Origin of the sequence: Dactylosporangium sp. NPDC051541 (assembly GCF_044454505.1) — a bacterium.
Lineage (GTDB): Bacteria > Actinomycetota > Actinomycetes > Mycobacteriales > Micromonosporaceae > Dactylosporangium.
This window is the reverse complement of the sequence record NZ_JBITDU010000002.1, coordinates 1,199,036-1,223,438: the sequence shown is the minus strand read 5'-3', so window position 1 is coordinate 1,223,438 and position 24,403 is coordinate 1,199,036. Positions and strand designations below refer to the sequence as shown.

General features: G+C 71.6%; 17 protein-coding genes. 6 read left to right on the top strand and 11 right to left on the bottom strand.

Annotation, left to right across the window (positions count from 1 at the left end; genetic code table 11):
* Positions 1-42: 42 nt before the first annotated feature.
* Positions 43-972 (top strand): SDR family NAD(P)-dependent oxidoreductase, encoded by a 930-nt coding sequence (locus ACIA8L_RS13165; RefSeq protein ID WP_395903786.1) that lies wholly within the window; start codon positions 43-45, stop codon positions 970-972.
* A gap of 43 nt (positions 973-1,015) precedes the next feature.
* Here ACIA8L_RS13165 and ACIA8L_RS13160 read toward each other — a convergent pair whose 3' ends face one another.
* Positions 1,016-2,854, bottom strand: a complete 1,839-nt coding sequence (locus tag ACIA8L_RS13160; protein WP_395903783.1) for an AMP-dependent synthetase/ligase — start codon at positions 2,852-2,854, stop codon at positions 1,016-1,018.
* A 437-nt stretch (positions 2,855-3,291) separates the two neighbouring features.
* On the opposite strand from ACIA8L_RS13160, the gene ACIA8L_RS13155 reads away from it, so the two are divergent.
* Positions 3,292-4,743, top strand: a complete 1,452-nt coding sequence (locus ACIA8L_RS13155) for an arabinofuranosidase catalytic domain-containing protein (RefSeq protein WP_395903781.1) — start codon at positions 3,292-3,294, stop codon at positions 4,741-4,743.
* Between the two features lie 109 nt (positions 4,744-4,852).
* Here the strand turns inward: ACIA8L_RS13155 and cpt are convergent, their stop codons facing one another.
* The 5 genes from cpt to ACIA8L_RS13130 form a co-directional block, all read right to left on the bottom strand.
* The gene (gene cpt / locus ACIA8L_RS13150) at positions 4,853-5,392 is read right to left on the bottom strand and encodes a chloramphenicol phosphotransferase CPT (RefSeq protein WP_395903778.1); all 540 of its coding nucleotides are present in this window, start codon (positions 5,390-5,392) and stop codon (positions 4,853-4,855) included.
* A 126-nt stretch (positions 5,393-5,518) separates the two neighbouring features.
* Positions 5,519-7,201 (bottom strand): cellulose binding domain-containing protein, encoded by a 1,683-nt coding sequence (locus tag ACIA8L_RS13145; protein ID WP_395903775.1) that lies wholly within the window; start codon positions 7,199-7,201, stop codon positions 5,519-5,521.
* A 130-nt stretch (positions 7,202-7,331) separates the two neighbouring features.
* Entirely contained in the window at positions 7,332-8,663 is a 1,332-nt protein-coding gene (locus ACIA8L_RS13140) for a cytochrome P450 (RefSeq protein ID WP_395903772.1), read from the bottom strand.
* 68 nt (positions 8,664-8,731) lie between these two features.
* Positions 8,732-10,321, bottom strand: a complete 1,590-nt coding sequence (locus ACIA8L_RS13135; RefSeq protein WP_395903769.1) for a methyl-accepting chemotaxis protein — start codon at positions 10,319-10,321, stop codon at positions 8,732-8,734.
* Positions 10,322-10,432: 111 nt separating this feature from the next.
* A complete protein-coding gene (locus tag ACIA8L_RS13130; RefSeq protein ID WP_395903766.1) occupies positions 10,433-11,353 on the bottom strand; it encodes an alpha/beta fold hydrolase in 921 nt (306 codons plus the stop codon).
* A gap of 55 nt (positions 11,354-11,408) precedes the next feature.
* On the opposite strand from ACIA8L_RS13130, the gene ACIA8L_RS13125 reads away from it, so the two are divergent.
* Both ACIA8L_RS13125 and ACIA8L_RS13120 read left to right on the top strand, forming a co-directional pair.
* Positions 11,409-11,996, top strand: a complete 588-nt coding sequence (locus tag ACIA8L_RS13125) for a TetR/AcrR family transcriptional regulator (RefSeq protein ID WP_395903763.1) — start codon at positions 11,409-11,411, stop codon at positions 11,994-11,996.
* A 137-nt stretch (positions 11,997-12,133) separates the two neighbouring features.
* On the top strand, positions 12,134-15,400 hold the full coding sequence (locus tag ACIA8L_RS13120; RefSeq protein WP_395903760.1) for a GH92 family glycosyl hydrolase: 3,267 nt from the start codon (positions 12,134-12,136) through the stop codon (positions 15,398-15,400).
* Position 15,401: 1 nt separating this feature from the next.
* On the opposite strand, the gene ACIA8L_RS13115 is transcribed toward ACIA8L_RS13120, so the two are convergent.
* From ACIA8L_RS13115 to ACIA8L_RS13105, 3 genes are all read right to left on the bottom strand, one after another.
* Positions 15,402-16,475, bottom strand: a complete 1,074-nt coding sequence (locus ACIA8L_RS13115) for a cellulose binding domain-containing protein (protein WP_395903757.1) — start codon at positions 16,473-16,475, stop codon at positions 15,402-15,404.
* Between the two features lie 130 nt (positions 16,476-16,605).
* Positions 16,606-17,592 (bottom strand): hypothetical protein, encoded by a 987-nt coding sequence (locus ACIA8L_RS13110; protein WP_395903754.1) that lies wholly within the window; start codon positions 17,590-17,592, stop codon positions 16,606-16,608.
* An 11-nt stretch (positions 17,593-17,603) separates the two neighbouring features.
* On the bottom strand, positions 17,604-18,383 hold the full coding sequence (locus tag ACIA8L_RS13105) for a helix-turn-helix transcriptional regulator (RefSeq protein ID WP_395903751.1): 780 nt from the start codon (positions 18,381-18,383) through the stop codon (positions 17,604-17,606).
* Positions 18,384-18,450: 67 nt separating this feature from the next.
* Between ACIA8L_RS13105 and ACIA8L_RS13100 the strand changes: the two genes are divergently transcribed.
* Together ACIA8L_RS13100 and ACIA8L_RS13095 are read left to right on the top strand one after the other, a co-directional pair.
* Positions 18,451-19,503, top strand: coding sequence for a zinc-binding dehydrogenase (locus ACIA8L_RS13100; protein ID WP_395903748.1), 1,053 nt, complete (start codon positions 18,451-18,453; stop codon positions 19,501-19,503).
* 122 nt (positions 19,504-19,625) lie between these two features.
* A complete protein-coding gene (locus ACIA8L_RS13095) occupies positions 19,626-21,398 on the top strand; it encodes a discoidin domain-containing protein (protein ID WP_395903745.1) in 1,773 nt (590 codons plus the stop codon).
* 51 nt (positions 21,399-21,449) lie between these two features.
* Here the strand turns inward: ACIA8L_RS13095 and ACIA8L_RS13090 are convergent, their stop codons facing one another.
* Positions 21,450-22,616 (bottom strand): EAL domain-containing protein, encoded by a 1,167-nt coding sequence (locus tag ACIA8L_RS13090; RefSeq protein WP_395903743.1) that lies wholly within the window; start codon positions 22,614-22,616, stop codon positions 21,450-21,452.
* A gap of 136 nt (positions 22,617-22,752) precedes the next feature.
* Positions 22,753-24,210, bottom strand: a complete 1,458-nt coding sequence (locus tag ACIA8L_RS13085; RefSeq protein WP_395903741.1) for an endo-1,4-beta-xylanase — start codon at positions 24,208-24,210, stop codon at positions 22,753-22,755.
* Between the last annotated feature and the right edge of the window lie 193 nt (positions 24,211-24,403).

The following is a 24,403-nucleotide window of genomic DNA, read 5'->3' as shown; positions in this document are numbered from 1 at the left end:
GGTAGAAGGTACCTCCGGTACGTTATCAAGAAGGAGCCCCTCATGGGTGCGCAGTGGACGACCGCGAACATTCCCGACCAGCGCGGCCGGGTGGCCGTGGTGACCGGGGCCAACACCGGCCTGGGGTACGAGACGGCCCGGGCCCTCGCCGGGCGCGGGGCGTCCGTGGTGCTCGCCGTGCGCGACGTCGACAAGGGTGAGCGGGCCGCGGCCGGCATGACCGGCGACGTGACCGTGCAGGCCCTGGACCTGACCTCGCTCGACTCGGTGCGGGCCGCGGCGGCGGCGCTGCGGGCCCGGCTCGGCCGGCTCGACCTGCTGATCAACAACGCGGGCGTGATGTACACGCCGAAGCAGACCACCCGGGACGGCTTCGAGCTGCAGTTCGGCACCAACCACCTCGGCCACTTCGCCCTCACCGGGCTGCTGCTCGACCTGATGCTGCCGGTGCCCGGCTCCCGGGTGGTGACGGTCAGCAGCGTCGGGCACCGCATCCGGGCCGCGATCCACTTCGGCGACCTGCAGTGGGAGCGGTCCTACAGCCGGGTCGGCGCCTACGGCCAGTCCAAGCTGGCCAACCTCATGTTCACCTACGAGCTGCAGCGCCGTCTCGCCGGGTCCGGCACCACCGTCGCGGTGGCCGCGCACCCCGGCATGTCCAGCACCGAACTCGCCCGCAACGCCCCGGCCGCCCTGCGGCTCCCCCTGACCTGGCTCGCGCCGGTGATCACCCAGACGCCGGCGATGGGCGCCCTGCCGACCCTGCGCGCCGCCACCGACCCGGCCGTGCTCGGCGGCCAGTACTACGGCCCCGGCGGGCGCAACGAGATCATGGGCCACCCGCGGCTGGTGACGTCGAGCCCGCAGTCCTACGAGGTGGCCGTCCAGCAGCGGCTGTGGGCCGTCTCCGAAGACCTGACCGGGGTGCGGTTTCCGGTCGGGCCGTCGCAGCGCAGCACCAGCAAGCACTGAGCATCGGCACCAGTGACGGTGGGCCGGGGGCCGCCCCGGTCGATCACGCTGACGATGTGTCGGCGTAGAGCGCGTCGATGGTGTCGCCGTAGCGGGCGGTGATGACCCGGCGGCGGAGCTTCAGCGTCGGGGTCAGCTCACCGGTCTCCGGCGTCCAGCTCGACGGCACGATATGGAAGGTCTTCACCTGCTCGGGCCGGGCCAGCCGGGCGTTGGCGGCATCCACCGCGGCCTGGATCTCGGCCCGCAGCACCGGATTCGCGGCCAGGTCGGCCGGCTGCGTGTCCTCGATGCCGTGGGACTGCGCCCAGACCGGTGCGGCCTCGTCGTCCAGCACGATCAGGGCCGTCACGTAGGGGCGCCGGTCGCCGATCGCGACGGCCTGGCCGATCAGGGTGTGCGCCCGCAGCAGGGCCTCGATCCGGGCCGGCGAGATGTTCTTCCCGCTGGAGGTGATGATGAGCTCCTTCTTGCGGTCGGTGATGGTCAGGAACCCGTCCGCGTCGAGGGTGCCGACGTCGCCGGTGGCCAGCCAGCCGTCCGCGTCCGTGATCGGTTCGACACCGCCGTCCGGGCGCAGGTAGCCCGTGCACACCAGCGGCCCCCGCACGAGGATCTCGCCGTCCTCGGCCAGGCGGACCTCCATGCCGGGGTTCGGGCGGCCGACAGTACCCGTGCGGAATCGATCCGGAGTGTTGATCGTCGCGGTGCCGGTGGTCTCCGTCATGCCCCACACCTCCAGCACATCGAGGCCCAGGCCGGCCAGGAAACGCAGCACCGCGACCGGGATCGGGGCCGCGCCGCTGCCGGGCCACAACATGTTCTGCAGGCCGAGCCGAGCGCGCATCGGCCGCAGGACCGCGGCGTCGGCCCGCGCCACCCGGGCGGCCAGCTCGTCGGGGACCGGCTCGCCGGCCGCGCGCAGTTCGTAGGCCGCCAGGGCCACGGCGCTCGCGGCGTCGAACGCGGCCCGGACCCCGGGCTCGGCCGCGCCCAGCTGGGCCTGGATGCCGGCGGCCATCTTCTCCCACACCCGGGGCACGCCGAAGAACGTCACCGGCCCGACCGCGCGCAGAGCCGGGACCAGCCGGCTCGCGTCGGGGCAGATGGTGACGTGCCCGGCCCGGTAGACGGCGTTGTAGATGCCGAGCATGCGTTCGGCGATATGGGCCAGGGGCAGGTAGGCGACCGAGGGGGAGTGGTCGGGCACCGGCACCGTCGCCTCGAGCACCACCGCCTGATAGATCACGTTGCGGTGGCTGAGCACGACGCCCTTCGGGTCGCCGGTGGTGCCGGACGTGTACAGCAGGGTCACGGGCTGGTCCGGGCGGATCGCCCGCCACCGCCGCTCGAACGCCTCCGGCTGGGCCCGGTGCGCGGCCTGCCCGACAGTGCGAACATACGTCAGCGGTACCGTCGCCAGGCTCACATCATCCGCGGCCGGCTCGTCGACCAGGACGATCCGCCGCAGGTCGGGCAGGTCCGGCAGGATCGGCCGCCAGCGGGCGAGCTCGGCCGCCCCTTCCAGGACCAGGATCTGGGCGCGGCTGTGCACCGCGACGAACCGCAGCTGCTCCGGGCTCAGCGTCGGGTAGACGGTGGACGGGACCGCGCCCAGGTGCACGGCGGCCAGATCGACCAGCCAGTGCTCGGGCCGGCCGGACATCATGATCAGCAGGTGGCGGCCCGCCTCCAGCCCGATCTCGGCCAGGCCCCGGGAGAGCTCGGCGACCTCGTGGTGCAGCTCGGCCCAGGTGCGGGTGTCGTCGCGGCCGAGGGTGGTCAGCGCCGGCCGGTCGCCGAACTCGGTCGCGTTGCGGTGCAGCAGGCTCGGAACGGTCAGGTCGGCGGCGGTCTTCGCGCATTGCTCGACAAGGTTCATGGCGGGGTGTGCTCCTTGAGCCGCGGGGTGTCGGCCTTCACAGGCACTGTAAACGACGCCTAACTTCCGGGAAAGATTCGGCGGAAGATCGGTTCGGTCGCGCGGCGCTCGCATCGAACGGTGGCTAACACCGCTGGCCGGCCGGCCACCGCGTGCTCCGAATGGCGACGCTCGGTCGGCCCGGTGGCACGCCGGTTTCCGGCCGTGCCACGCGGCCGTGCCACGAACGCTGTTCGCCAATGCTTCAACAAGAAGTGTTATGAGGTCCTGACGTCGAAAGTCCGGTTCATCGGCCTCTAGAAATTTACATGCGTCGAGCCCTGCCCAGCGGTGGTGAGGGTGGATGCCCGCTTGAGTCGCCATCGCGTTTCTGGGACCGTCGGCGCCGCCATGTGAGCGCTCACATCATGGCGAGGCCTCCGAGAAAGGATTCGCGAATGTCCGGAAACACCGCGCGACGACGGCGCTGGCCGCTGGTCGCGCTCGCCGCCGCGCTGACGGTCGCCGCCGCCGGCGTGGCCGGGACCCAGCTGGCATCGGCCGCGACGACCGGCTGCCGCGTCACCTACACGGTCACCAACTCCTGGCCGGGCGGGTTCGGCGCGTCCGTCAACGTCACCAACCTCGGCGATGCCGTCAACGGCTGGCAGCTCACCTGGTCGTTCACCGCCGGGCAGACGATCACCCAGCTGTGGAACGGTACCGCCGCGCAGTCCGGCGGTGCGGTGACGGTGACCAACGCCGCCTACAACGCCGCCATCGCGACCGGCGCGACCGTGAACGTCGGCTTCAACGGCAGCTGGACGGGCTCCAACCCCGCGCCCGCCACGTTCGCCCTCAACGGCGTCACCTGCACCGGCGCCCCGAGCACGACCAACGATGTGCCGTCCTCCGCCAGCCCGTCATCGGGCCCCTCCAACCCGCCGGCGGGCCGCGGCCCGTGCGACATCTACGCGTCCGGTGGGTCGCCGTGTGTGGCCGCCCACAGCACGACCCGCGCGCTGTACGCGGCGTACAACGGGCCGCTGTACCAGGTCCGCCGCGCCTCCGACAACACCACCCGCGACATCGGCGTGCTCGCCGCGGGCGGCTACGCGAACGCGGCCGCGCAGGACACCTTCTGCGCGAACACCACCTGCCTGATCACGATCATCTATGACCAGTCGGGCCGCAACAACCGGCTGACCCAGGCCCCGCCCGGCGGCTTCCAGGGCCCGGCCGCCGGCGGCTACGACAACCTCGCCAACGCGACCGCCGCCCCCATCACCGTGGCCGGGCACAAGGCCTACGGCGTCTACGTCGCGGCCGGCACCGGCTACCGCAACAACGCCACGAACGGTGTGGCGAAGGGCGACCAGCCCGAAGGCATGTACGCCATCTTCGACGGCACCCACTACAACGGCGGCTGCTGCTTCGACTACGGCAACGCGGAGACCAACAGCCGCGACAACGGCAACGGGACGATGGAGGCCATCTACTTCGGCAACATCAAGGTGTGGGGCTACGGCACCGGCAACGGCCCGTGGGTCATGGCCGACCTGGAGAACGGCCTGTTCTCCGGTGTGAACGCGGGCTACAACGCCAACGACCCGACGGTGAACTACCGCTACCTGACCGCGATCGTCAAGGGCGAGGCCAACCACTGGGCCATCCGCGCCGGCAACGCCCAGTCGGGGAGCCTGTCCACGTTCTACGACGGCAAGCGCCCGAACGTGTCCGGCTACAACCCGATGAAGAAGGAGGGCGCCATCATCCTCGGCATCGGCGGCGACAACAGCCACGGCTCCGCCGGCACCTTCTACGAGGGCGTCATGACCTCCGGCTACCCCAGCAACGCCACGGAGGACGCCGTCCAGGCCAACATCACCGCCGCCGGCTACGGCCGCTGATCGGCCGGCGGTATTCGCGAACGCATTCGCGGTGGCGCCGGCGACCCACGCTCGGGTGGGTCGCCGGCGCGCACCGCCGGCTCCAGCATGAGGATCGCGCGCCGCCGGCTCACCGTCCGGCGACGTGCGCGGCTATCATTCGGGCGCACTCCAGCGACTCGCGGTGGGAGGTGTCGACCTCCAGGCCGTAGCGGACACCCCGGTGGACCACCTCGGCCTGGGCCGCCGCCATCCCCGGCACCCGGTCGCCCCGGGCGAGTTCGCGCGCCGCGGCGATCTCGCCGTCGCAGCGGACACCGACCCACAGCACGCTGAGCCCGGCGAGGACCTCGGCCCATCGCCGCTGTGTCCCCGCCCCGCCCAGGAAGACGTCGTCGACGATGACGCCGGCACCGGCCCGGGCCGTGGCCGCGACGCCCGCCATCCACGCCGACTGGAGCCGCATGAAGTCCGGCCCGACGGCGACGCTCCCGTCGGCGCCGAACGCGATGCCAATCTCGGCCGAGTGCAGCGCCGCGGGCATGGCTTCGATCAGCCGGTCGACCCCGAAAGCGAGCCACGGCTCCGGCAGCACGGCCTGCAGGCAGCGGACGATCCCCGACTTGCCGGAGCTCGACCCCCCGTTGAGCACGATCATCTGGACGGGCATGACTGCCGAGCGTAGCGGCCGGCCAGGGCGGCCGGGCGCTGCACGGTGCGACGCCGGTGGAGCGGCGCCGACTCGGCGTGCCCGCGGTCAGCGGGCACGCCGTCCGGGCGGACCGGCCGGTCCCGGTCAGGCCACGGTGCAGGGGATGCCGTTGAGGGTGAAGGCGGTCGGTTCGGCGGTGTTGCCGGTGTGGTTGGCCTGGAAGCCCAGGTCGACGGAGGCGCCCGGGGCGATGGTGCCGTTGTAGCTGACGTTGCGGGCGCTGACCTGGCCGCTCGTCGGGGAGATCGTGGCGTTCCAGGCCGAGGTGACGGTCTGGCCCGAGGGCAGCGTGAAGGCCAGCGTCCAGCCGTCGATCGCGGTGGTACCGGTGTTCGTGATGCTGATCGCGGCCGTGAACCCGCTGTTCCAGGTGCTCATCGTGTAGGTCACCCGGGGACCGGAGCCGCCGCCACCGGTGCTGCTCGGGGTCGGCGTCGGGGTCGGGCTGAGCGACGGGGTCGGTGAGACGGGGATCGACGGGGTGGGGGATGTCGTGGTGCCCACGTTGGTCACGAACGTCGTCGCGCTCCGGGCGGCCAGCGTGACGGTGAGCGTGCCGTTGGTCATCGTGAGGGCGCTCTGGGCGGCGACGTTGCGGCCGGCGTCGGTGACCCAGCTCTGCACCGCGCCGGACGCGGTGGTGCCGGCCAGCGTGAACTGCTGCGTCACCGCCGACGTGTTCTTGTTGACGGCGACGATGACGACGGTGTTGCCGCCGCGGTAGGCCGAGACGAAGACGTTCGTCGCCGGGTTCGCGGTCGCGTCGATGCGGGTGAAGCCGGGGCGGACGAACCGCGCGAACTGCGCCATGATCGCGCCGCGCTTGCTGATCTGGCCGTCCTCGCGCATCGGGCCGTAGCTGCGCCGGATCGTCCACCAGACGTACGTCTGGAACTCGGCGTCGACCATGGCGTGGTGGATGTGCTCGCCCACGTCCAGCGCCTGCGGCCAGAGGTCACCGGAGTCGCTGCTGTTGGGGTAGTACACCTCCGTCATCCACAGCTCCTTGCCCGCGCCCTTCTGCTTGAACAGCGGGTACGGGAAGTTCGCGTAGGACGTGCCGTAGAGGTGCGCACCGATGATGTCCACGTTGGCCAGCGCGGCGGCGTCGTTGAGGATCGGGTCGGACATCGACTTCACATACTGGAACGACTCCGGAGCGATCACCTTGGTACTGATGGATCCGGCATTCTGCTTCAGGAAGTTGACGATCTCGGTGGACGTCCACCACGTCCAGTCGGTCGCGTAGTCGGGCTCGTTCTGGATCGAGATGGCGTAGAGGTTCACGCCGTTGTTGCGCATGTAGGCCGTGAAGTCGTTGAGGTGCTGGGCGTAGGCGGCGTAGGAGCTGTAACGCAGGCGTTTGGCGTTGGTCTGGCCGCCGCGGGTGAACGTTTCAATCATGCTGGCCGGCGGGTTCCACGGCGACGCGAAGACGGTCGCGCCGAGCTCCACGGCCCGCTTCGCCGTCGCCAGGTCACGGCTCCAGTCGGCCTGGCTCTCGCCGACCGGGATCCGGAGGATCGAGAAGCCGAGCTGGCCGTCGCCGCCGCCGAACGCCGTGGTCCGCTGGGCCGCGGTGAGGTCGCCGATCCACAGCGCATGGGCCATGCCGCCGAAGCCCTTGATCGTCTGCTTCGGCGCGGACGGATTGATGTTCGCGGTCGCGGCCGCGGCTTCTTCGGCGCCCAGGACCGACGCCGCGACCGTGAGGACCGGCACGGCCCCCATGGTCGTCAGGACGGTCCGCCGACTCACAATTCCCATGGACCGAACCGTAGGAATGTGTCGTCGAAGCGTCAAAGGTTGCGGTTTCGAAAGTGCATTTCGGCAGCGTCGGACCGTGAAAGTTGCAAATGTGTTTTCGGCGACTCTTTCAACCGGCGCGGCATAACACTTATCGGCGAATCAAATTGATCGGCTGGCCGTCCTTCGGGAACGGCAGCGAGTGATGGTCCAAGGGTGCGACATATGCGGGGTCGACGCTCCAGCGGTACCCCCGCAGCAGTTTGTGCATGATCGCCTTCACCTCCAGACCCGCGAAATAGAGGCCGATGCACTTGTGGACGCCACCGCCGAAGGGCTCCCAGGCGAAGCGGTGCGAGCGGTCCTCGCGGCGATCGGGGGCGAAGCGCTCCGGGTCGAACGCCGCGGGATTGCTCCAGTAGTCGTCCATCAGGTGCGTGAACTGGATGCCGAGCAGGCACAGCGTGCGGGCCGGGATGCGTACGCCCCGCACGACGGTGTCCTTGACGGTGTAGCGGACCACGACCGGCACCGGGGCCCGCAGGCGCAGGGCCTCGCGCATCACGAGATCGATCGAGGTGAGGGACTCCAGTTCGGCGATGTCCGGCGCCTCGCCGAGGGCCGCGGACTCGGCCCGGCAGCGCTCCTGCCAGTCGGGGTGCTGGCCGAGGTATTGCAGCATTGTGGAAGTGGTGATCGTCGACGTGTCGTGCGCGGCCATCATCAGGAATATCATGTGGTTGATGACGTCGTCGTCGGAGAAGCGTTCGCCGTCGTCGGTTTCGATGTGGCAGAGGACCGAGAAGATGTCGTCGGTCGCCGCGGCGCGCTTTTTGTGGAGGTACCCCCGCAGAAATTGCTCCAGTATTCTGCGCCCGCGATAGGCCCGTCCCCAGCGGGTGAACGGCACGTCGGCCCGGACGATGCCGGCGGCGGCCTGGACGCACGCGATGAAGGCGCGGTTGACCCGGGCCATCTCGGCCGGGCCGGTGTCGTCGGCGCCGCCCATGAACAGGTCCGCGGCGATGTCCAGGGTGAGCTGCTTGAGGCGCCGATAGGCGCGGAAGTCCGGGCTCGGCGCCCAGCCCGCCATGCCCTGCTCGATCGCCGGGTGCAGGCGGCGGGTGTAGCCGGCCAGCCGCGGCCGGGTGAACGCGTCCTGCATGATCCGCCGATGCGCGCGGTGCTCGTCGAAGTCGATGAGCATCAGGCCCCGGTTGAAGAACGGCCCGACCAGCTGCGACCAGGCCGGCTCGTTGACGAACGCCTTGTCGCGGTTCTGCAGCGCCTCCCCGCACGCGTCCGGGCCGAGCAGCAGCACCGCCCGGTTGCCGAGCAGGTAGGTGGGGGCGACCGGGCCGTAGCGCTCCCAGTGGCGCCGGTAGAGCCGCAGCGGATCGCGCTGATGCTCGAAGACCTGGCCCAGCCACGGCAGGCCGCGGTCCTCCCGGCGCAGGTCGGGCAGCTGCAGGAGCTCCGTCATGGCTCACCTCGCGATGACAACCTCGTCTGCGAGCCAGCCTCGTTGGGGGCGTCCGCCGTGTCAACCGCTCAGTATCGGAACCGCTGCACCGTGCGGCGCAGGTCCGCGGAGAGTCCGGCCAGGTCGGCGACGGAGCCGTGGCTGGCGTCGACCGTCTCCTTGCCGGCCTTGGCGGCGGCGGCGATGGTGTTGACGTTGACGGCGATCTCGGCCGTGCTGGCCGCGGTGTCGTCGACGTTGCGCTGCATCTCCGCGGTGGTCGCGGTCTGCTCCTCGACGGCGGCGGCGATGGTGGCCTGAAACTCGTTGATCGTCTCGATGATCTGGCGGACCTGCTCGACGGTGGTGCCGGCCTGGGCGCTGCTGGCCTGGATCGCGGCGACCCGCCGGCCGATGTCCTCGGTCGCGGCGGCGGTCTGCTGGGCGAGCTCCTTGACCTCGTGGGCGACGACGGCGAAGCCCTTGCCGGCGTCCCCGGCCCGGGCCGCCTCGATGGTGGCGTTGAGGGCGAGCAGGTTCGTCTGCGCGGCGATCGCGGAGATGACCTTGAGCACGTCGCCGATCTCCGTGGACGAGGCGCCGAGCGCGACGATGGTCTCGGTGGCGTCGGCGACCGCGTTGACCGCCTCACCGCCGACCGTCGCGGCCCGGCCGGCGCTGCCCGCGATCTCGTTGATCGCCGCCTGCATCTGCCGGGCCGCCGCCGCGAGGGCCTGCGTGTTGCCCGACACGCTCTCGGCGACCGCGGCCACCACGCTGCTCTGCGCGGCCGACTCCCCGACCTGGGCGCTGACCCGGGCGTTGCCGCCGGTCAGCTGGTCACTGGCGGTGCCGAGGGCGACCGCGGTGCGGTCCATGATGGACACCGTGTCGCGCAGGGACGCGCCGGCGGCGGACAGCGCGGCGGCCATCTCGCCGATCTCGTCGCGGTCGTGGACGCCCGCGTCGCCGGTCAGGTCGCCGTCGGCGAAGCCCTGCAGGACGTGCCGGACCCGGCGGACCGGCCCGGTGACCATGCGGGTCACGGCGAGGGCGATGAGTACGGCCAGGACGGCGACACCGGCGGTGAGGGCGAGCATGGCCAGCTCGTGCCGGCGGGCGCTGTCCGCGGCCGCCTTGGCCTCGGCCGCGGCGGCCTGCTGCTCGGTGTCGAACAGCCGGTCGAGCGGCTCGGCGAACGCGTCGTCGGCGGCCTGCAGCGGCCCGGTGAGGGCGGCCGCGACGGCCGCCGGGTCCTGCCGGTCGGCGGCCGGGATGACCTGCTCGTCCCGGACGCTGCGCCACGTCGCCAGGCCGGCCTGCACCTGCTCGACGAGCCGGGCCCGGCCCGCGTCGAGGCTCCCGCCGTGGTGCGTGAGGTAGGCGGCCAGCCCCGAGTCGATGACGTCGTCGACGTCGGCGATCTCCTTGCGCAGCGCCGCCGGGGTCGTGCCGGGGGCGCCGAGGGTGTACTCCAGCAGGTACACCCGGACATCGCCCTCACCGTCGCGGACCTCGGCCAGGTCCCCGAGCGGGAGCGCGACGCGCTGGTAGATCTCGTTCGCCCGGTCGCTGGCGTTGCGGGCCGCGGCGATGCCGGTCCAGGACACCACGCCGGTGCCGATGACCGCGACGAAGACCGGCAGCAGAATCTTCGTGCGCAGCCGACGGTCACGCAACCAGCTCGCCATAGCTACCTTCCCACGCGCTCACGGCCGCCTGGACGTGGCCGGCAACCGCCCCATCGGCGCGGCGCCCCCGGATCTGAGCGGAACCGGGATCGGCCGGGATCAGCGCAGGAAGTCCAGCAGGAGCTCGGCGAAGCGGGCCGGCTGCTCCTCGGCGGGGTAGTGCCCGCAGTCGTCGAGGACCACCCCGGTGACGTCGTCGCTCGCCAGCCGCATCGTCTGCACGGCGTACTCGCCGCTCCACAGCGCGCCGCCGACGGCGAGCACCGGCTGCGGCAGCCGGGTCCGGCTGCGCCGCTCGTTCTGCGCGATCGTCTCGTCGAGCGCCCGGTAGTAGGCGAAGGTCGCGTGCAGCGCGCGCGGGTCCGCGGTGATGGCGTCGACGTAGACGTCGACGGCGGAGGCGGGGATCGCGGTCGGGGTGGCGGCCTTGGAGGCGAACTGCCAGCCGAAGAAGAGCCGCTCCCGCCCGCGGACGAGGTCCTCGTTGAGGTCGGTGAGCCGGTTGAAGCCGATCTGCCAGAGCTTCTGGTTGAGCGCGGCCGGGCCGAACACCGGCGGTGACGGGGTGAGGCCGGGGATCATCGCCTCCAGCACGGCCAGCCGGACCACCCGGTCCGGGTGATCGGCGGCGAGGGCGTAGGCGGTCCACGTGCCGATGTCGTGGCCGGCGACATCGAATGTCTCGTGCCCGAGCGCGGCCATCAGCGCGACCAGGTCGGCGGCGAGGGTGCCGGCGTCGTAGCCGTCGTCGGGCTTGTCGGAGAGCCCGCAGCCGCGCGAGTCGACGGCGACGACGGTGTGTTCGCGGGCGAGGGCGGGCATCACTTCGCGCCAGGCGTACCAGATCTGCGGCCACCCGCTGACCAGCAGCAGCGGCGGGCCCTCGCCGCCGGTGACCGCGTGCAGCCGCACCCCGTCCACCTCCACGAACCGGCTGGCGAAGACGTCGGTGAAGCCGTCGGGCAGCGGCAGGGAGTCGAGGCCCGCCGCCATCTTGGAACGATCAGTCCAACTTGTCATGCCGTCACTATACCCATCTTTGAACGATCATTACAAGACGGGTAGGCTGACGGACATGGCGGGCCGCAAGCAGTTCGACGTCGACGAGGCGATCCGGCAGGCGATGCTCGTCTTCTGGCGCTGGGGCTACTCGGAGGCCTCGATCGAGCGCCTGAGCGAGGGCACGGGCCTGGGCCGGGGGTCGCTCTACGGCACCTTCGGCGACAAGGGTGCCCTGTTCCGCAAGAGCCTCGCCCGCTACGCGGAGACCTACCACCCGCTGTACACCCGGGCGCTGTCCGGCCCCCACGCGAATCCGGGGGCCGCGGTGGCCGCCTTCCTGCGGGTCACCCAGGATCGCATCGCCGACCCCGCGGTGCCGGACGGCTGCCTGCTCACGGCGTCGGTCATGCAGGTGGCGGCCCTCGACCCGGAGAGCCGGACGATGGTCCGCGCGACGGTGGCCGGCCTGCGGGCGATGCTGGAGCAGGCGCTGCTGGCCGCGGGGGCGGCCGAGGACGAGGTGGTCGAGCTGGCGCTGTGCGCGCTGGCGACGAACAAGTCCCTCGCGGTGCTGAGCCGCGGCGGCTTCACGGCCGACGACCTGGCACTCGTCGCCGCGGCCGCCGCCCGTCCGCGGGGGCGGCCGGACCCGGCGGCGTAACTGAGCTTCGGCTCTTTTGTCAAGAGTTGACAAAAGATGGGCATGACGGTGTGCTGCGTATGGACAGCCGCCTCTGTCCGGTCGGCGCCGCCCCGCCAGGCGCGCTCACCGCCGCTGCGCCCCCGGAGGTTGCCGCAATGACCGCATTCCCGCACCGCAAGGTTCCGCGGATCCGGGCCTGGGCCGCACTCGCGGCGCTCGCCGCCGGGCTGCTCGGCGCCGCGGTCATCCAAGCGCCCGCGGCCGCGGCGGCCGGGGACTTCATCTCCGGGTTCGAGGCCGGAGATCCGGCGCCGACGTGGCAGAACAGCGTCGAGAGCAGTGCCGGCATCGGGGGGTACTGCTGCGGGCTGACCGCGATGGAGAGTGCTCCGCGCAATGAGACGGCGCACGGCGGTACCACCGCGCTCATGTATTCGGGCAATGACACGAGCACGACCTCGTCGTACTCGTACAACCGGATCTTCGACGTGGACATCCCGATCGGCGCGTCGAGCACGCTGTCCTACTGGGTCTACCCGCAGTCCGGCGGGCACCTCGACGTCGCCGTCGACCTGATCTTCACCGACGGCAGCAGCCTGCGCGACTCCGGGGCGGTGGACCAGTACGGGGTGCGGGTCCACCCGACGTTCCAGGGCACCGGCACGCACCTGGCCTTCAACACCTGGAACAACGTCACGTCGAACATCGGCAACTGGCTCGCGGGCAAGACCGTCGACCGAATCCTCATCGCCTACGACCAGCCGGCGAACACGGGCACCTTCCGCGGATACTTCGACGACATCTCGATCCTGGCCGGTGGCAGCACGACCGGGCGGCTGTCGGACTTCGTCGACACCCGGCGCGGCTCCAACTCCAACTTCAGCTACTCGCGCGGCAACACCTTCCCCGGCGCCACGGTCCCGAACGGCTTCAACTTCTGGACGCCGGTGACGAACGGCAACAACGACAGCTGGTTGTACGAGTACAGCGCGAGCACGGTCCAGGGGTTCGCGATCAGCCACGAGCCCAGCCCGTGGATCGGTGACTACGCGCAGCTGCAGGTCATGCCGATGACCGGCGGCCTGAAGTCCACACCGGACGCGCGCCGGTCCACCTTCAGCCACAGCAACGAGGTGGCGCGGGCGCACTACTACAAGACGCAGTTGGACACGTACGGGATCACCGCCGAGATCGCGCCCACCGACCACGCCGGCGTGATGCGCTTCCGCTTCCCGGCCGCGGCCGAGTCGGTCATCCTGTTCGACACCGTCGACAGCGCCAGCGGCTCGCTCACCGTCAACACCGCCACCCAGACCATCTCCGGCTCCATCAACCACCGCGGGCAGCAGCTGTACATCTCGGCGACGGTCGACAAGGCGATCGCCGCCTCCGGCACCGTCACCGGGCAGGGCGCGACCAGCTGGGTCCGTTTCGCGACGGCCGCCGACGAGCAGGTGACCCTGAAGATCGGCACGTCGTTCATCTCCGTCGCCCAGGCCGCGGCCAACCTCGGCCAGGAGGTCGGGTCGAAGACGTTCGACACGGTCAAGGAGGAGGCGGCCACCACCTGGGACGCGGCGCTGGGCAAGGTCCGCATCGAGGGCGCCACCGGCGACAACATGACCACGTTCTATTCCAATATGTACCGCGCCTTCATGTACCCGAACAATCGCTCGGAAATGGTCGGCGGGGTGCGCAAGTACTTCAGCCCGTACGACAGCACCGTCCACGATGGACAGATGTACGTGAACAACGGCTTCTGGGACACGTCGCGGGCGGTGTGGCCGCTGTACAATCTGCTCGCGCCGACGCGCTCCGGCGAGATGCTCGACGGAATCGTCAACGCGTACAAGAACTTCGGCTGGACGCCGCGCTGGACCGGGCCCGGCTCGATCGACATCATGGTCGGCACGAACCAGGACCTGGCCTTCGCCGACGCCTACATGAAGGGCGTGCGCAACTTCGACTACCAGGCGGCGTACGCGTCGATGGTGAAGAACGCCAGCACCTATTCCGGCGCCGGGAACAAGGGCCGCAAGGCGATCCAGACGTCGGTGTTCAAGGGGTACGTGGCCACCGACGTGCTCGGCGAGTCGGCCGCCTGGACCCTCGAGGACGCCAACAACAACTTCGGCATCGCGCAGCTGGGGCAGGCGCTCGGCTTCACCGAGGACGCGGCGTACTTCCGCAATCAGGCCCTCGATTACACGAACCTGTTCTCACCGTCGGTCGGGTTCTTCCGCGGCAAGCAGTCCAACGGCTCGTGGCGTACCACCGATGCCAATTTCAAACCCAACGAGTGGGGCTGTGAATTCACCGAGGGCGCGCCCTGGCACTATGCGACGGCGGCGCCGCAGGACCCCAACGGCATGGCGAATCTGTACGGTGGCAAAGCCCAGCTGTCCGCCAAAATCGACGCGGTGCTCGCCGCGCCCCGCGACTTCCTCCCCGGCTGCTACGGCGGGACGATCCACGAGATGTCCGAGGCGTACGACACCAACATGGGCCAGTACGCGCACTCCAACGAGCCCATCCACCACATGCTCTACATGTACAACTACGCGGGCACGCCGGCCAAGACGCAGAACCAGGTGCGCAAGGTGCTGACCACGCTGTACAACTCCGGCGCCGGAACGGGCAACGGCTACCTCGGCGACGAGGACAACGGCGAGATGTCGGCCTGGTACGTGTTCAGCGCCATGGGCTTCTACCCGGCCCGGATGGGCAGCACCGACTACACCATCGGCGCGCCGCTGCACCCGAAGGCGACGATGACCCTGGAGAACGGCCGTACGTTCACGGTCACCGCGCCCGGCGTGAGCGACACCAACCGCTACATCCAGTCCGCCACCCTCAACGGCGTCACCTACACGAAGAACTACCTGACCCACGCCGACCTCACCGCCGGCGGCACGCTGAACTTCGTGATGGGCCCGAACCCGTCGTCGTGGGGGACCGGCGCGGCCGACCTCCCCGCCTCGATGACGTCGGGTACGGCGGCACCGGTGCAGCTGCGGGACAAGGCCACCGGCAGCACCGTCACCGCCAGCGCGGAGAACGGCACCGCCGAGGGCCGGGCGATGCTCGTCGACGACACGTCGATGACGAAGTGGCTGGCGTTCGCGAACACGGCCACGATCACCTGCCAGCTCACCGGGGCGGCGACGGTCAAGCAGTACACGCTGACGTCGGCCGACGACGTGCCGGGCCGCGACCCGAAGGCGTGGACGCTGCAGGGCTCCGACGACGGCACCACGTGGACGACGGTCGACACCCGCACGAACATCGACTTCGTCGACCGGCGCCAGACCCGGGCGTTCGTCATCCCCAACACCACGTCGTACTCGCGCTACCGCCTCCAGATCACCGCCAACCACGGCGCCGCCGAGACCCAGCTGGCCGAGCTCGAACTGCTCGGCTGACTCAGGGGATGACCGTGATGTGCACGGACCACGGTACCGCCGGCGTCGGGCACGGCGTCGGCTGGTGCATGCACGGGTTGTCCGTCACGGTCCCCAGGTCGGTCGGGCCCTCGATCGCGGCGGTGTAGCGGGCGGTGAGCGGCTGGCCGGTCGGGTAGCCGCCGGTGGTGTCGCGCAGGAGCAGCCGGCCCGGGTTCGTCTGCTCCAGCGGCCGGTACGCGCTGCGCAGGTTCACCACCAGCAGGTCACCGACGTGCAGGCTCAGGAAGCGGCCGTTGTCGACCTGGGTGAGGGTGACGATCTGTCCGGTCGGCGGCACGTCGAGCACGATGACGTGCACCTGCCACAGCCGGATCGGGATCGTGCACGGCCGCGGGTCGTGCAGGCAGGCGGCGTCGGTGTGGGTCGTGACGTCGGCCGAGCCCGGCGTCACCGCGCGGAACACCGCGACGAGCGGCTGTCCGGTCGGGTAGCCGCCGCTCGCCGACCCCGAGTACGGCACGACGGCGGTGCCGCTGACCGTCGGCTGGAGGTACTGGGGTCCGAGGTTCACGGTCAGGAACTGCCCGGGGCGCAGGCTGACGGTGCGGCCGGTGTCGGCCTCGGTGACGGTGACGTCGCCGCCGGTGGACGGGGCGGCGGCGTCGTCGGCGCAGCCGAGCGCGGGGGTCCCGGCCGGGCCGGACAGCTGCAGGCCGAAGCTGGTCGACGCGCCCGGTGCCAGCGCACCGTTGTGGGCGGCGTTGACCGCGGTCGTGGTGCCGCCGCTCGTGGTGACGGTGGCGTTCCACGCCGACACGACCTGCTGGCCGGGGCCGAGCGTCCAGGTCGCGGCCCACTTCGTCGCGGCCGTCGTCGCCGTGTTGGTGATCGTGACGGTCACGATCTGGCCGCCGGGCCACTGCGAGTCCACGTGCGCGGTTGCACTGCACGGGCCCGTCAGGGCGGCCGCCGCGGCGGCGGTCATCGGCGGCGCGCCACCGGCCGTCGCCGGTGTCAACAGCAGCGCGAGCGCGGCCGTGCCGGCGGCGCTCGCGAGAATGCCCAGCGCCGCTGAGCGCCTGGAGACAGCCATGACTCTCGTCCTTCCCACGCCGGAGCCGGTCAGGCCGAACCATAGGAACGCCCGGACATCGCGTCAACGTCCGGTCACGCAGCGTCGGCGGGGTGAACGCAGGCGCCTTGATCAGCGCGAAACTTCCACGTCACTCCATTGTGGTGGCCGGGGGATGCTCGAAGGACGCCGGGCAGCGGAAGATGTGCAGCTGGTAGCCGCGCCCGATCTGGACGCCGGCGCTGTCGGACGCGGCGTCCGGGCTCTCCCCGGCCGGGCGCCAGCTGCAGTCCCGGCCGTTCCAGTCGCTCGAGGCGACGGTGAAGGTCAAGGTCATCGCGGCGCCGCAGACCGCGCAGTCCACCGGGTACGGGTCCGTCAGTGCCCAGCTCGCGTGCCCGCCGACCTTCCAGCCCGGCGCCATCGCGAGGTCGGCGTGATATCGGGGACCGTCGGTATCGGCTCGGTCCCACGCCCGGATCCGCTCCCGGAGGTCATCGGGGAGCAGGGCGGCGTACGGGTACTCCCGCACCTGTTCGGGCCGCACGGTGCACGGGACCGGCAGGTACAGGTCGCTGATCAGCGGCGGCTCGGGCGGCGCTTCCAGGACCGGGCCGACGGCGGCGCTGTCGCGCCAGACGAGCAGGACACGCGGGCTGTAGTGCCGGTCCGAGTGGTCGACCGGGCACCACAGCACCTGCAGCAGGTCGGTGCCGTCCGGGCCGGCGTAGTCGGGGATGTCGCGCCGGTACAGCTGGGCCACGGGAATCAGCGGGATCGGGTCCGGGCCGAGCTCGTCCACGTCCAGCTCGTCGGCGGCGTCGAGCTCAGCCCGCTCCTCGGCGGTCAGGAACTCGCCGCTCGCCAGCGGCTCCCGGGCGTCCGCGGCCGCGAGGATCACCCGCCGCCGGCGCAGGAGAGCCGGGGTGGTCAGGTCGGACGGCTCATGTGCCGCGGCGTCGTCGCACACCGGCCACGCCTCGCCGGCCGGCCAGAGCAGCGGCCCGCCGACCGAGCTGTCCGCGACGGCCGGATCGCCGGGCCGGGGGTGCAGGCGGGTGGCGGTGGTGGCGTGCTCCCGCAGCCCGGGCACGAGACCGGCGATGTCCACGGGGCGCGGCGGCGTGGTGCGGACCATGGACATGGATGTTAAGCCGGACGGGGCTGGGCGGAGATCGGCAGGTGATACACGACCAGGGTCTGCTCGGGGTGCTCGGCGACGTGGAACGCGGCGTGCGCCACGGTGATCGGGCCGAGCCGGGGATGCCGGAGCCGTTTGTGGCCGGCGTGGCTGAATTGGATGTCGTACTGCGGCCACCAGGCCCGGACCTCCGGGCTCGCTTCGGTCAGGTCGGCGACCAGGCGGGCGACGCGCGGATGGCCGGGGTGCCGCCCGGCGATCGCCCGCAGCCGGGCCACGATGTTGCGCGCCTCCTGCTCCCAGTCGACCAGCACCTCGCGGGCGGCGGGCTCGGTCAGCATCCAGCGCACGACGTTGCCGCCCGGCGCGACGCCGGGGAACAGCTCTGCCGCGGCATCGTTCGCGGCCAGCACGTCGTAGCAGATGCCGGTGACGTAGGCGGGATTGTCGCCCAGCAGCGCCGGAACGCCCGCGACCTCGGGTGTCGGCTCCTCGGCGGTGTCCTGATCCACCGGCCCCGCCCCACCGGCGAGGCGGCGCAGGTGCTCGTGCTCGGCCCGGCTCAGCCGCAGCGCCCGGGCCAGGGCGTCGAGCACCTGGCCGGACGGGCGGACATCGCGGCCCTGCTCGAGGTAGGTGAGCCAGGTCGCGCTGATCCCGGCCAGCAGGGCCAGCTCCTCGCGGCGCAGGCCGGGTGTGCGCCGCCGCCCGGTGCCCGGCAGGCCGGCGTCGGACGGGGCGATCCGCTCCCGCCGGCTGCGCAGGAACGTGCCCAGCTCCGTGCTCACCTAGCACCTCCAGTACCAGCATAAGGCGGCTCTGGATACCAGGTTACCGCCGCGCGAGGCTTGGCTCATGCGTGCTTGGACTGTTGCTACCCCGGGCGATGCCCTCCGCCTCCGCGATGTGCCCGCGCCGACCCCGCACGGCGGTGGCGTCCTCGTCGACGTGCTCGCCGCGCACGTGCCGGCGTACACGAAGCGGGTCGTCACGGGCGACCGCGGCGGCCTGCCCGTCCCGCTGATCCTCGGACCGTCGTGCGTCGGGCGGGTCACCGCGGTCGCGCCGGACGTGTTCCACGTCGCGCCGGGCGACATCGTGGTGGACACCGCCCTGCTCGACGCGGGCGGCGGCGACGAGATCCTGGTCGGCTGGGTCGGGCTCGGTGGCTCCGGCGCGGGCGGTGAGCGTACCGACCGGATGCGCGCCCTCTGGCGCGACGGCGTCTTCGCGGATCAGGCGCTCTGCGCCAAGGAGACCGTCGTCGCGCTGCCCGGCGCCGACGCCTACCCGGACCCGGCCCGCCTGGCGTTCCTGCCGTGGCTCTGTATCGCCGCCTCCGGCCTGCACACGGCGGGCCCCCTCGCCGGCCGCGACGTCGCCGTGATCGGTGCGACCGGCCAGCTGGGCGGCGCGGCGGTCCTGCTGGCACTCGCGGAGGGCGCGGCGACGGTCACGGCGGTCGGCCGCCGCCGCGCCGCCCTCGACCGGCTGACCAGGCTCAGTCCCCGCGTGCGCACCCACCGGCTCACCGGCGACCGCGCGACGGACGCCGCCGGCATCGGCCCGGTCGACGTGGCCCTGGACACCCTCGGCGCCACCCCGACGGCCGACGCGACGATGGCCGCCTACGACAGCCTGCGCGGCCGCGGCACCCTCGTGCTCGTCGGCGGTGTCCGCCACGACCTCACCATTCCGTACGGCGACCTGATGCACCGCCGGCTCACCGTGCGCGGCTCCTGGATGAGCGACAACGCGACGGTATCGACGGTCTGGAACCTGGTCCGCTCGGGGCTGCTGGACCTTGCCGCGATCGAGCTGCTGACCGTCGGCCTCGACGACCCGGCGGCCGCCCTCGACCTGGCCGAGCGCACGACGGGCCTGGGCTTCGTGGCCCTCGTGCCGTGACCCGGCCCGTGTCCTGGGTGCGGGAAATCGCTCTCCGGGCTTGACGCAGGAGGGTGAGGTCGGAGTAGCGTGCGAATCGAGAGAGCGCTCTCTATCCCCGCCAGGAACCCGCAAGGAGAGCCATGCGCACCCGAACACCACGCCGCACCAGGAGATGGATCGCGGGCGCCACCGCGGTCGCCACGCTCGGGCTGGTCGGCGTCATCGCGGTCCTCAACGCCGGCACGTCCGACGCCGCTCAGCTCGCGGCGCCCGCCTCGCCCGCACCGCCGCCCGGCTTCACGCTGACCTGGAGTGACGAGTTCGGCGGAGCCGCCGGCACCGGGGTCAACACCGGGACGTGGAAGTATGACACCGGGCCCGGCAGCACCTTCGGCACCGGCGAGATCGAGACCATGACGAACAGTACCGCCAACGTCTTCCAGGACGGGGCCGGGCATCTTGTGCTGCGGGCCCTGCACAGCGGCACCGACCCCCGCGCGGGCTGGACGTCGGGCCGGATCGAGACCCAGGCCGCGACGTTCGGCGCCGACGCCGGTGACGTCGTGCGGATGGAGTCCTCGATCCAGCAGCCGAACGTCACGACGGCCAACGGCGCCGGCTACTGGCCCGCGTTCTGGATGCTCGGCTCGACGCTGCGCACCGGCACGACCTGGCCGACCAGCGGCGAGGTCGACATCCTCGAGGACATCAACGGCCGCAGCTCCGTCTTCGGCACCCTGCACTGCGGCGTCAACCCCGGCGGCCCGTGCAACGAGTCGACGGGCATCGGCAGTGGTGAGCGGGCGTGCGCCGGCTGCCAGACCGGCTACCACACCTACGCGGTCGAGATCGACCGGGCCAAATCGCCGGAAGAGATTCGGTGGTACCTCGACGGCGTCAACTACTTCACCCTGCCGGCGACCCGCGTGGACGCCACCACCTGGGCGAACGCCGTGCACCACCCGTTCTTCATCATCTATGACCTGGCGATGGGCGGCGGCTTCCCCGACGCGTTCGGCGGCGGCCCCAACGCCAGCACCATCTCCGGCGGCCAGATGAACATCGACTGGGTCGCCGTCTACAACAAGAAGGGCGGCGGCACGACCAGCCCGCCCCCGGCCGGCGCGAACATCGCCCAGGGCAAGCCGACCACGGCTTCGTCGACGGAGAACGCCGGCAGCCCTGCGTCCGCGGCCACCGACGGCAACACCGCCACCCGCTGGTCGAGCGCGTTCACCGACCCGCAGTGGCTCCAGGTCGATCTCGGCCAGTCGTACAACCTGACCAGCGTCAACCTGAACTGGGAGGCGGCCTACGCCAAGGCGTTCCAGATCCAGACGTCGCCGGACGGCACCAACTGGACGAACATCTACAGCACCACGTCGGGCACCGGCGGCAACCAGACCCTGAACGTCACCGGCTCCGGCCGCTATGTCCGGGTGTACGGCACGCAGCGCGCCACCGCTTATGGGTACTCGCTGTATGAGTTCGGCCTGACCGGCACCCCCGGCGGCGGCACGAGCGGCGGCACCCTGCTGTCCCAGGGCCGGCCCACCACCGCGTCGTCGACGGAGAACGCCGCCTCCCCGGCCGCGAACGCCACCGACGGCAACACCGCCACCCGCTGGTCGAGCGCGTTCACCGACCCGCAGTGGCTGCGCGTCGACCTCGGCGCCACCCACGCGATCAGCAAGGTCACGCTGAACTGGGAGGCCGCCTACGCCAAGGCGTTCCAGGTCCAGACCTCGGCCGACGGCAACACGTGGACGACGATCTACAGCACCACGACCGGCACCGGCGGCAACCAGACCCTGAACGTCACCGGCTCCGGCCGCTACGTGCGGGTCAACGGCACCCAGCGGGCGACGGCCTACGGCTACTCGCTCTACGAGTTCCAGGTCTACGGCAGCTGACACCGGTGAGCGGCAACCGCGGGCCGCTGCGGCGGCCCGCGGTTCGCGGCCTCAGCGGCCGTGCCGGGCCAGCAGTGCGCGGGCGATCGCGGCGACGTCGGGGAGCCGGTCGAGGGTGATGAGCCGGGCGTCGGCGCCGAGGCGGATGGCGACCGCGCGGCCGTAGCCGGCGCCGATGACGACGGCGGTGAACTCGTCGGGGACCGGGCGGTCGAGCAGGATGACCGAGCGGGCCTGGCCGAGCAGTTCGTCGAGGGAGCCGGTGACGCCGGCCGGGGCCGGGTCGGGGCCGGAGGCGATCAGGATCGCGGTGTCGTCGGCGGCGACGGTGTCGCGCAGCACGGCGACGGCCGCCTGGACCGCGTCGAGGTCGGCCGGGGTGGCCGGGCCGCGCTGGGCGGCGAGTGGGAACGGGTCGGCGGCCGGCAGGTGGAAGTCGGGCCGGGGCGGCCGCAGGGCGGTGGCCGCGTCAGGGTCGTAGCGGTGGCGGACCGCGCCGAGCGGTGCCGGGCGGCCGAACAGCCAGCCCTGGCCCCAGCGGGCGCCGAGGGCCCGGGCGGTGCCGAGGTCGGCCTCGGTCTCGATGCCCTCGGCGACGATCGCGGCGCCGGTCCGGGCCGCCTCGGCCCGCACGACCGCGCTGACGGTCCGGGTGTGCGGGCTGGCGGGGTTGCGCAGCAGGTGCATGTCGAGCTTGATGACCTCAGGTTCCAGGACGGGTACCAGAGCCAGGGAGATCGGGTCGGCGCCCACATCGTCCAGGGCGAGGGCGTTGCCGAAGCGCTGCACGCCGGCGGCGATGCGCAGCAGGCTGCCCGGGACCGCGGCGAGGGCCCGCTCGGTGAACTCCAGCACCTCCCGGAACGGCAGCCCCGCGGCGACCAGTTCGAGCAGGCGCGGCGAGAGGGGCTGGTCCAGGACGCCGGGTTCGGCGTTGACGAACAGCACCGGCGGCGGGTGCTCGGCGGTGACGGCACACTCCAGGGCCCGCTCGGCGCACAGCATGTCGAGCTCGCCGAGGCGCCCGGCCGCGTGCGCCGCGTCGAACAGCCGGTCCGGGAACTCCAGCGCGCTGCCGGCCGGGCCGCGGGCGAGCGCCTCGAGCCCGATGACGGACCGGGTGTCCAGGTCGACGATCGGCTGGAACAGCGGCCGGATCGCCCGCGCGGCGATGATGACCGCGACGGTGTCGCCGGTGGTGCCCAAGGCGGCGTGCATCCGGGCTCCCTAGCGGTGCGGCGGGCTGGACGCCGCCCTATCGGCCCTCCACCGGGCGAGCTGAGCCAAACGACCGAGCCCGGCGCAACCTGGTCGGTTGCGCCGGGCCGGGGTCGCGGTGCCGGGTGCCGCGGGGTCAGGGGCTGGTGCAGGCGAGGTCGCCGGGGGCGGTGTTGCTGGCGCCGTTGACCAGGAACCCGAAGGTGGTCGTGGCGTTCGCGCCGACGGTGCCGTTGTAGTTGGCGTTGCGGACGCTGACCGTGCCGGTGGTGCCGGTGTTGACGCCGTTCCAGACGTTGGCGATGCTCTGCCCGCCGGCGAGGGTCAGCCGGACCGTCCAGCCGTTCAGGGTCGTCGCGCCGCCGTTGGCCACGGTGACCTCACCCTGATAGCCGCCGCCCCAGCTGTTGACCAGGCGGAACGTCGCCGTGCAGGTGCCCGGCGGCCCGGTCACCGGCGGCGAGCTCGGTGGCGAGCTGATCGGGGTGCTCGGCGGTGTGCTGCTCGGCGGTGTGCTGACGGGTGTGCTCGGCGGGGTGCTCGTGCCCGGCACGGTGGTGGAGGCGGCGTTGAGGGCGTTGAGCACGGAGGTGTAGGCGGCCTTGGGGCTGCTGTTGCGGTCGAACAGCAGCGGGTTCTCGCTCCCGCGCCAGGAGTCGCTGTCCCGGATGCCCCAGGTCGTGATGCCGACGCAGCGCGGGACGTTCATGCAGGCCTGGGTGAGCCCGGCGTACTGCGTCGCCGAGGCGTTGGTGACGTCGGCCTCGGTGAGGGCGACGTCCACGCCCAGGGCCGCGAAGCTCGACAGCGTGGTCTGGAAGTTGGACGGCAGGGAGCTGCCGCCGGTGAAGTGGGTCTGCAGCCCGACGCAGTCGATCGGGACGCCACGCGATTTGAAGTCCCGGATCATGTTGTACACGCCCTGGGTTTTCGCGTAGGTCCAGTTCTCGATGTTGTAGTCGTTGTAGCAGAGCTTCACCGACGGGTCCGCGGCGCGGGCGGTGCGGAAGGCCACCTCGATCCAGTCGTTGCCGGTCGACTGCAGGTTGGACGAGCGCCGGCTGCCGTTCTCCGCGAACGCCTCGTTGACGACGTCCCAGTAGGCGAGCTTGCCCTTGTAATGGGCCATGACGCCGTTGATGTGCTCGATCATCGCGGCGCGCAGGCCGCTGCCGCTGAGGCTCGCCCAGAATCGCGGCTGCTGCGCGTGCCAGGCCAGCGTGTGGCCGCGGACCCGCATGCCGTGCTGGACGGCCCAGTTGTAGATCGCGTCGCCGGAGCTGAAGTTGAACTGGCCGCTGCTGGGCTCGGTCGCGTCGGGCTTCATCTCGTTGACGGCGGTCATCATGTCGAACTCGCGGTTCGCGATCGTGAGGAAGCCCGAGTCGCTGAGGCGGTCGGCGCCCATGGCGGCACCGAAGTACCGTCCGCTGCGCTCGGCCGCCGCCTTCAACGTGGACCCGGGCGGCCCGCTGAGATCGGCGTGCGCGAGGGTGGTCATGGCCATTGAGGACACGGCGATCACGGCCGCGCAGACGCCGCCGAGCAGCAGCCGGGTGCGGCCGCGGGTGCGGTGTCCGGGAACGTCTCGCATCTGTGACTCCTATCTGCGCGATCCACCGCCGAGCCGTAGGCCCGGACCAGACGAATCGACGTCGACCGGAAACGTATTTCGTATGACGTCGAGCGTCAACGTTCGTCGATGGCAATACGCTGGAATGCTTGTAAGTTCCACCGGTCACGACCACCGATATTCGCCGGGCCAAAAAGTGTTATGGACATCGTTC

Excerpts from the sequence above, each read along its gene's own strand:
- ACIA8L_RS13165 (WP_395903786.1), top strand. The coding sequence starts at position 43 with ATGGGTGCGCAGTGGACGACCGCGAACATTCCCGACCAGCGCGGCCGG.
- ACIA8L_RS13160 (WP_395903783.1), bottom strand. The coding sequence starts at position 2,854 with ATGAACCTTGTCGAGCAATGCGCGAAGACCGCCGCCGACCTGACCGTT.
- ACIA8L_RS13155 (WP_395903781.1), top strand. The coding sequence starts at position 3,292 with ATGTCCGGAAACACCGCGCGACGACGGCGCTGGCCGCTGGTCGCGCTC.
- cpt (WP_395903778.1), bottom strand. The coding sequence starts at position 5,392 with ATGCCCGTCCAGATGATCGTGCTCAACGGGGGGTCGAGCTCCGGCAAG.
- ACIA8L_RS13145 (WP_395903775.1), bottom strand. The coding sequence starts at position 7,201 with ATGGGAATTGTGAGTCGGCGGACCGTCCTGACGACCATGGGGGCCGTG.
- ACIA8L_RS13140 (WP_395903772.1), bottom strand. The coding sequence starts at position 8,663 with ATGACGGAGCTCCTGCAGCTGCCCGACCTGCGCCGGGAGGACCGCGGC.
- ACIA8L_RS13130 (WP_395903766.1), bottom strand. The coding sequence starts at position 11,353 with ATGACAAGTTGGACTGATCGTTCCAAGATGGCGGCGGGCCTCGACTCC.
- ACIA8L_RS13125 (WP_395903763.1), top strand. The coding sequence starts at position 11,409 with ATGGCGGGCCGCAAGCAGTTCGACGTCGACGAGGCGATCCGGCAGGCG.
- ACIA8L_RS13120 (WP_395903760.1), top strand. The coding sequence starts at position 12,134 with ATGACCGCATTCCCGCACCGCAAGGTTCCGCGGATCCGGGCCTGGGCC.
- ACIA8L_RS13115 (WP_395903757.1), bottom strand. The coding sequence starts at position 16,475 with ATGGCTGTCTCCAGGCGCTCAGCGGCGCTGGGCATTCTCGCGAGCGCC.
- ACIA8L_RS13110 (WP_395903754.1), bottom strand. The coding sequence starts at position 17,592 with ATGGTCCGCACCACGCCGCCGCGCCCCGTGGACATCGCCGGTCTCGTG.
- ACIA8L_RS13100 (WP_395903748.1), top strand. The coding sequence starts at position 18,451 with ATGCGTGCTTGGACTGTTGCTACCCCGGGCGATGCCCTCCGCCTCCGC.
- ACIA8L_RS13095 (WP_395903745.1), top strand. The coding sequence starts at position 19,626 with ATGCGCACCCGAACACCACGCCGCACCAGGAGATGGATCGCGGGCGCC.
- ACIA8L_RS13090 (WP_395903743.1), bottom strand. The coding sequence starts at position 22,616 with ATGCACGCCGCCTTGGGCACCACCGGCGACACCGTCGCGGTCATCATC.
- ACIA8L_RS13085 (WP_395903741.1), bottom strand. The coding sequence starts at position 24,210 with ATGCGAGACGTTCCCGGACACCGCACCCGCGGCCGCACCCGGCTGCTG.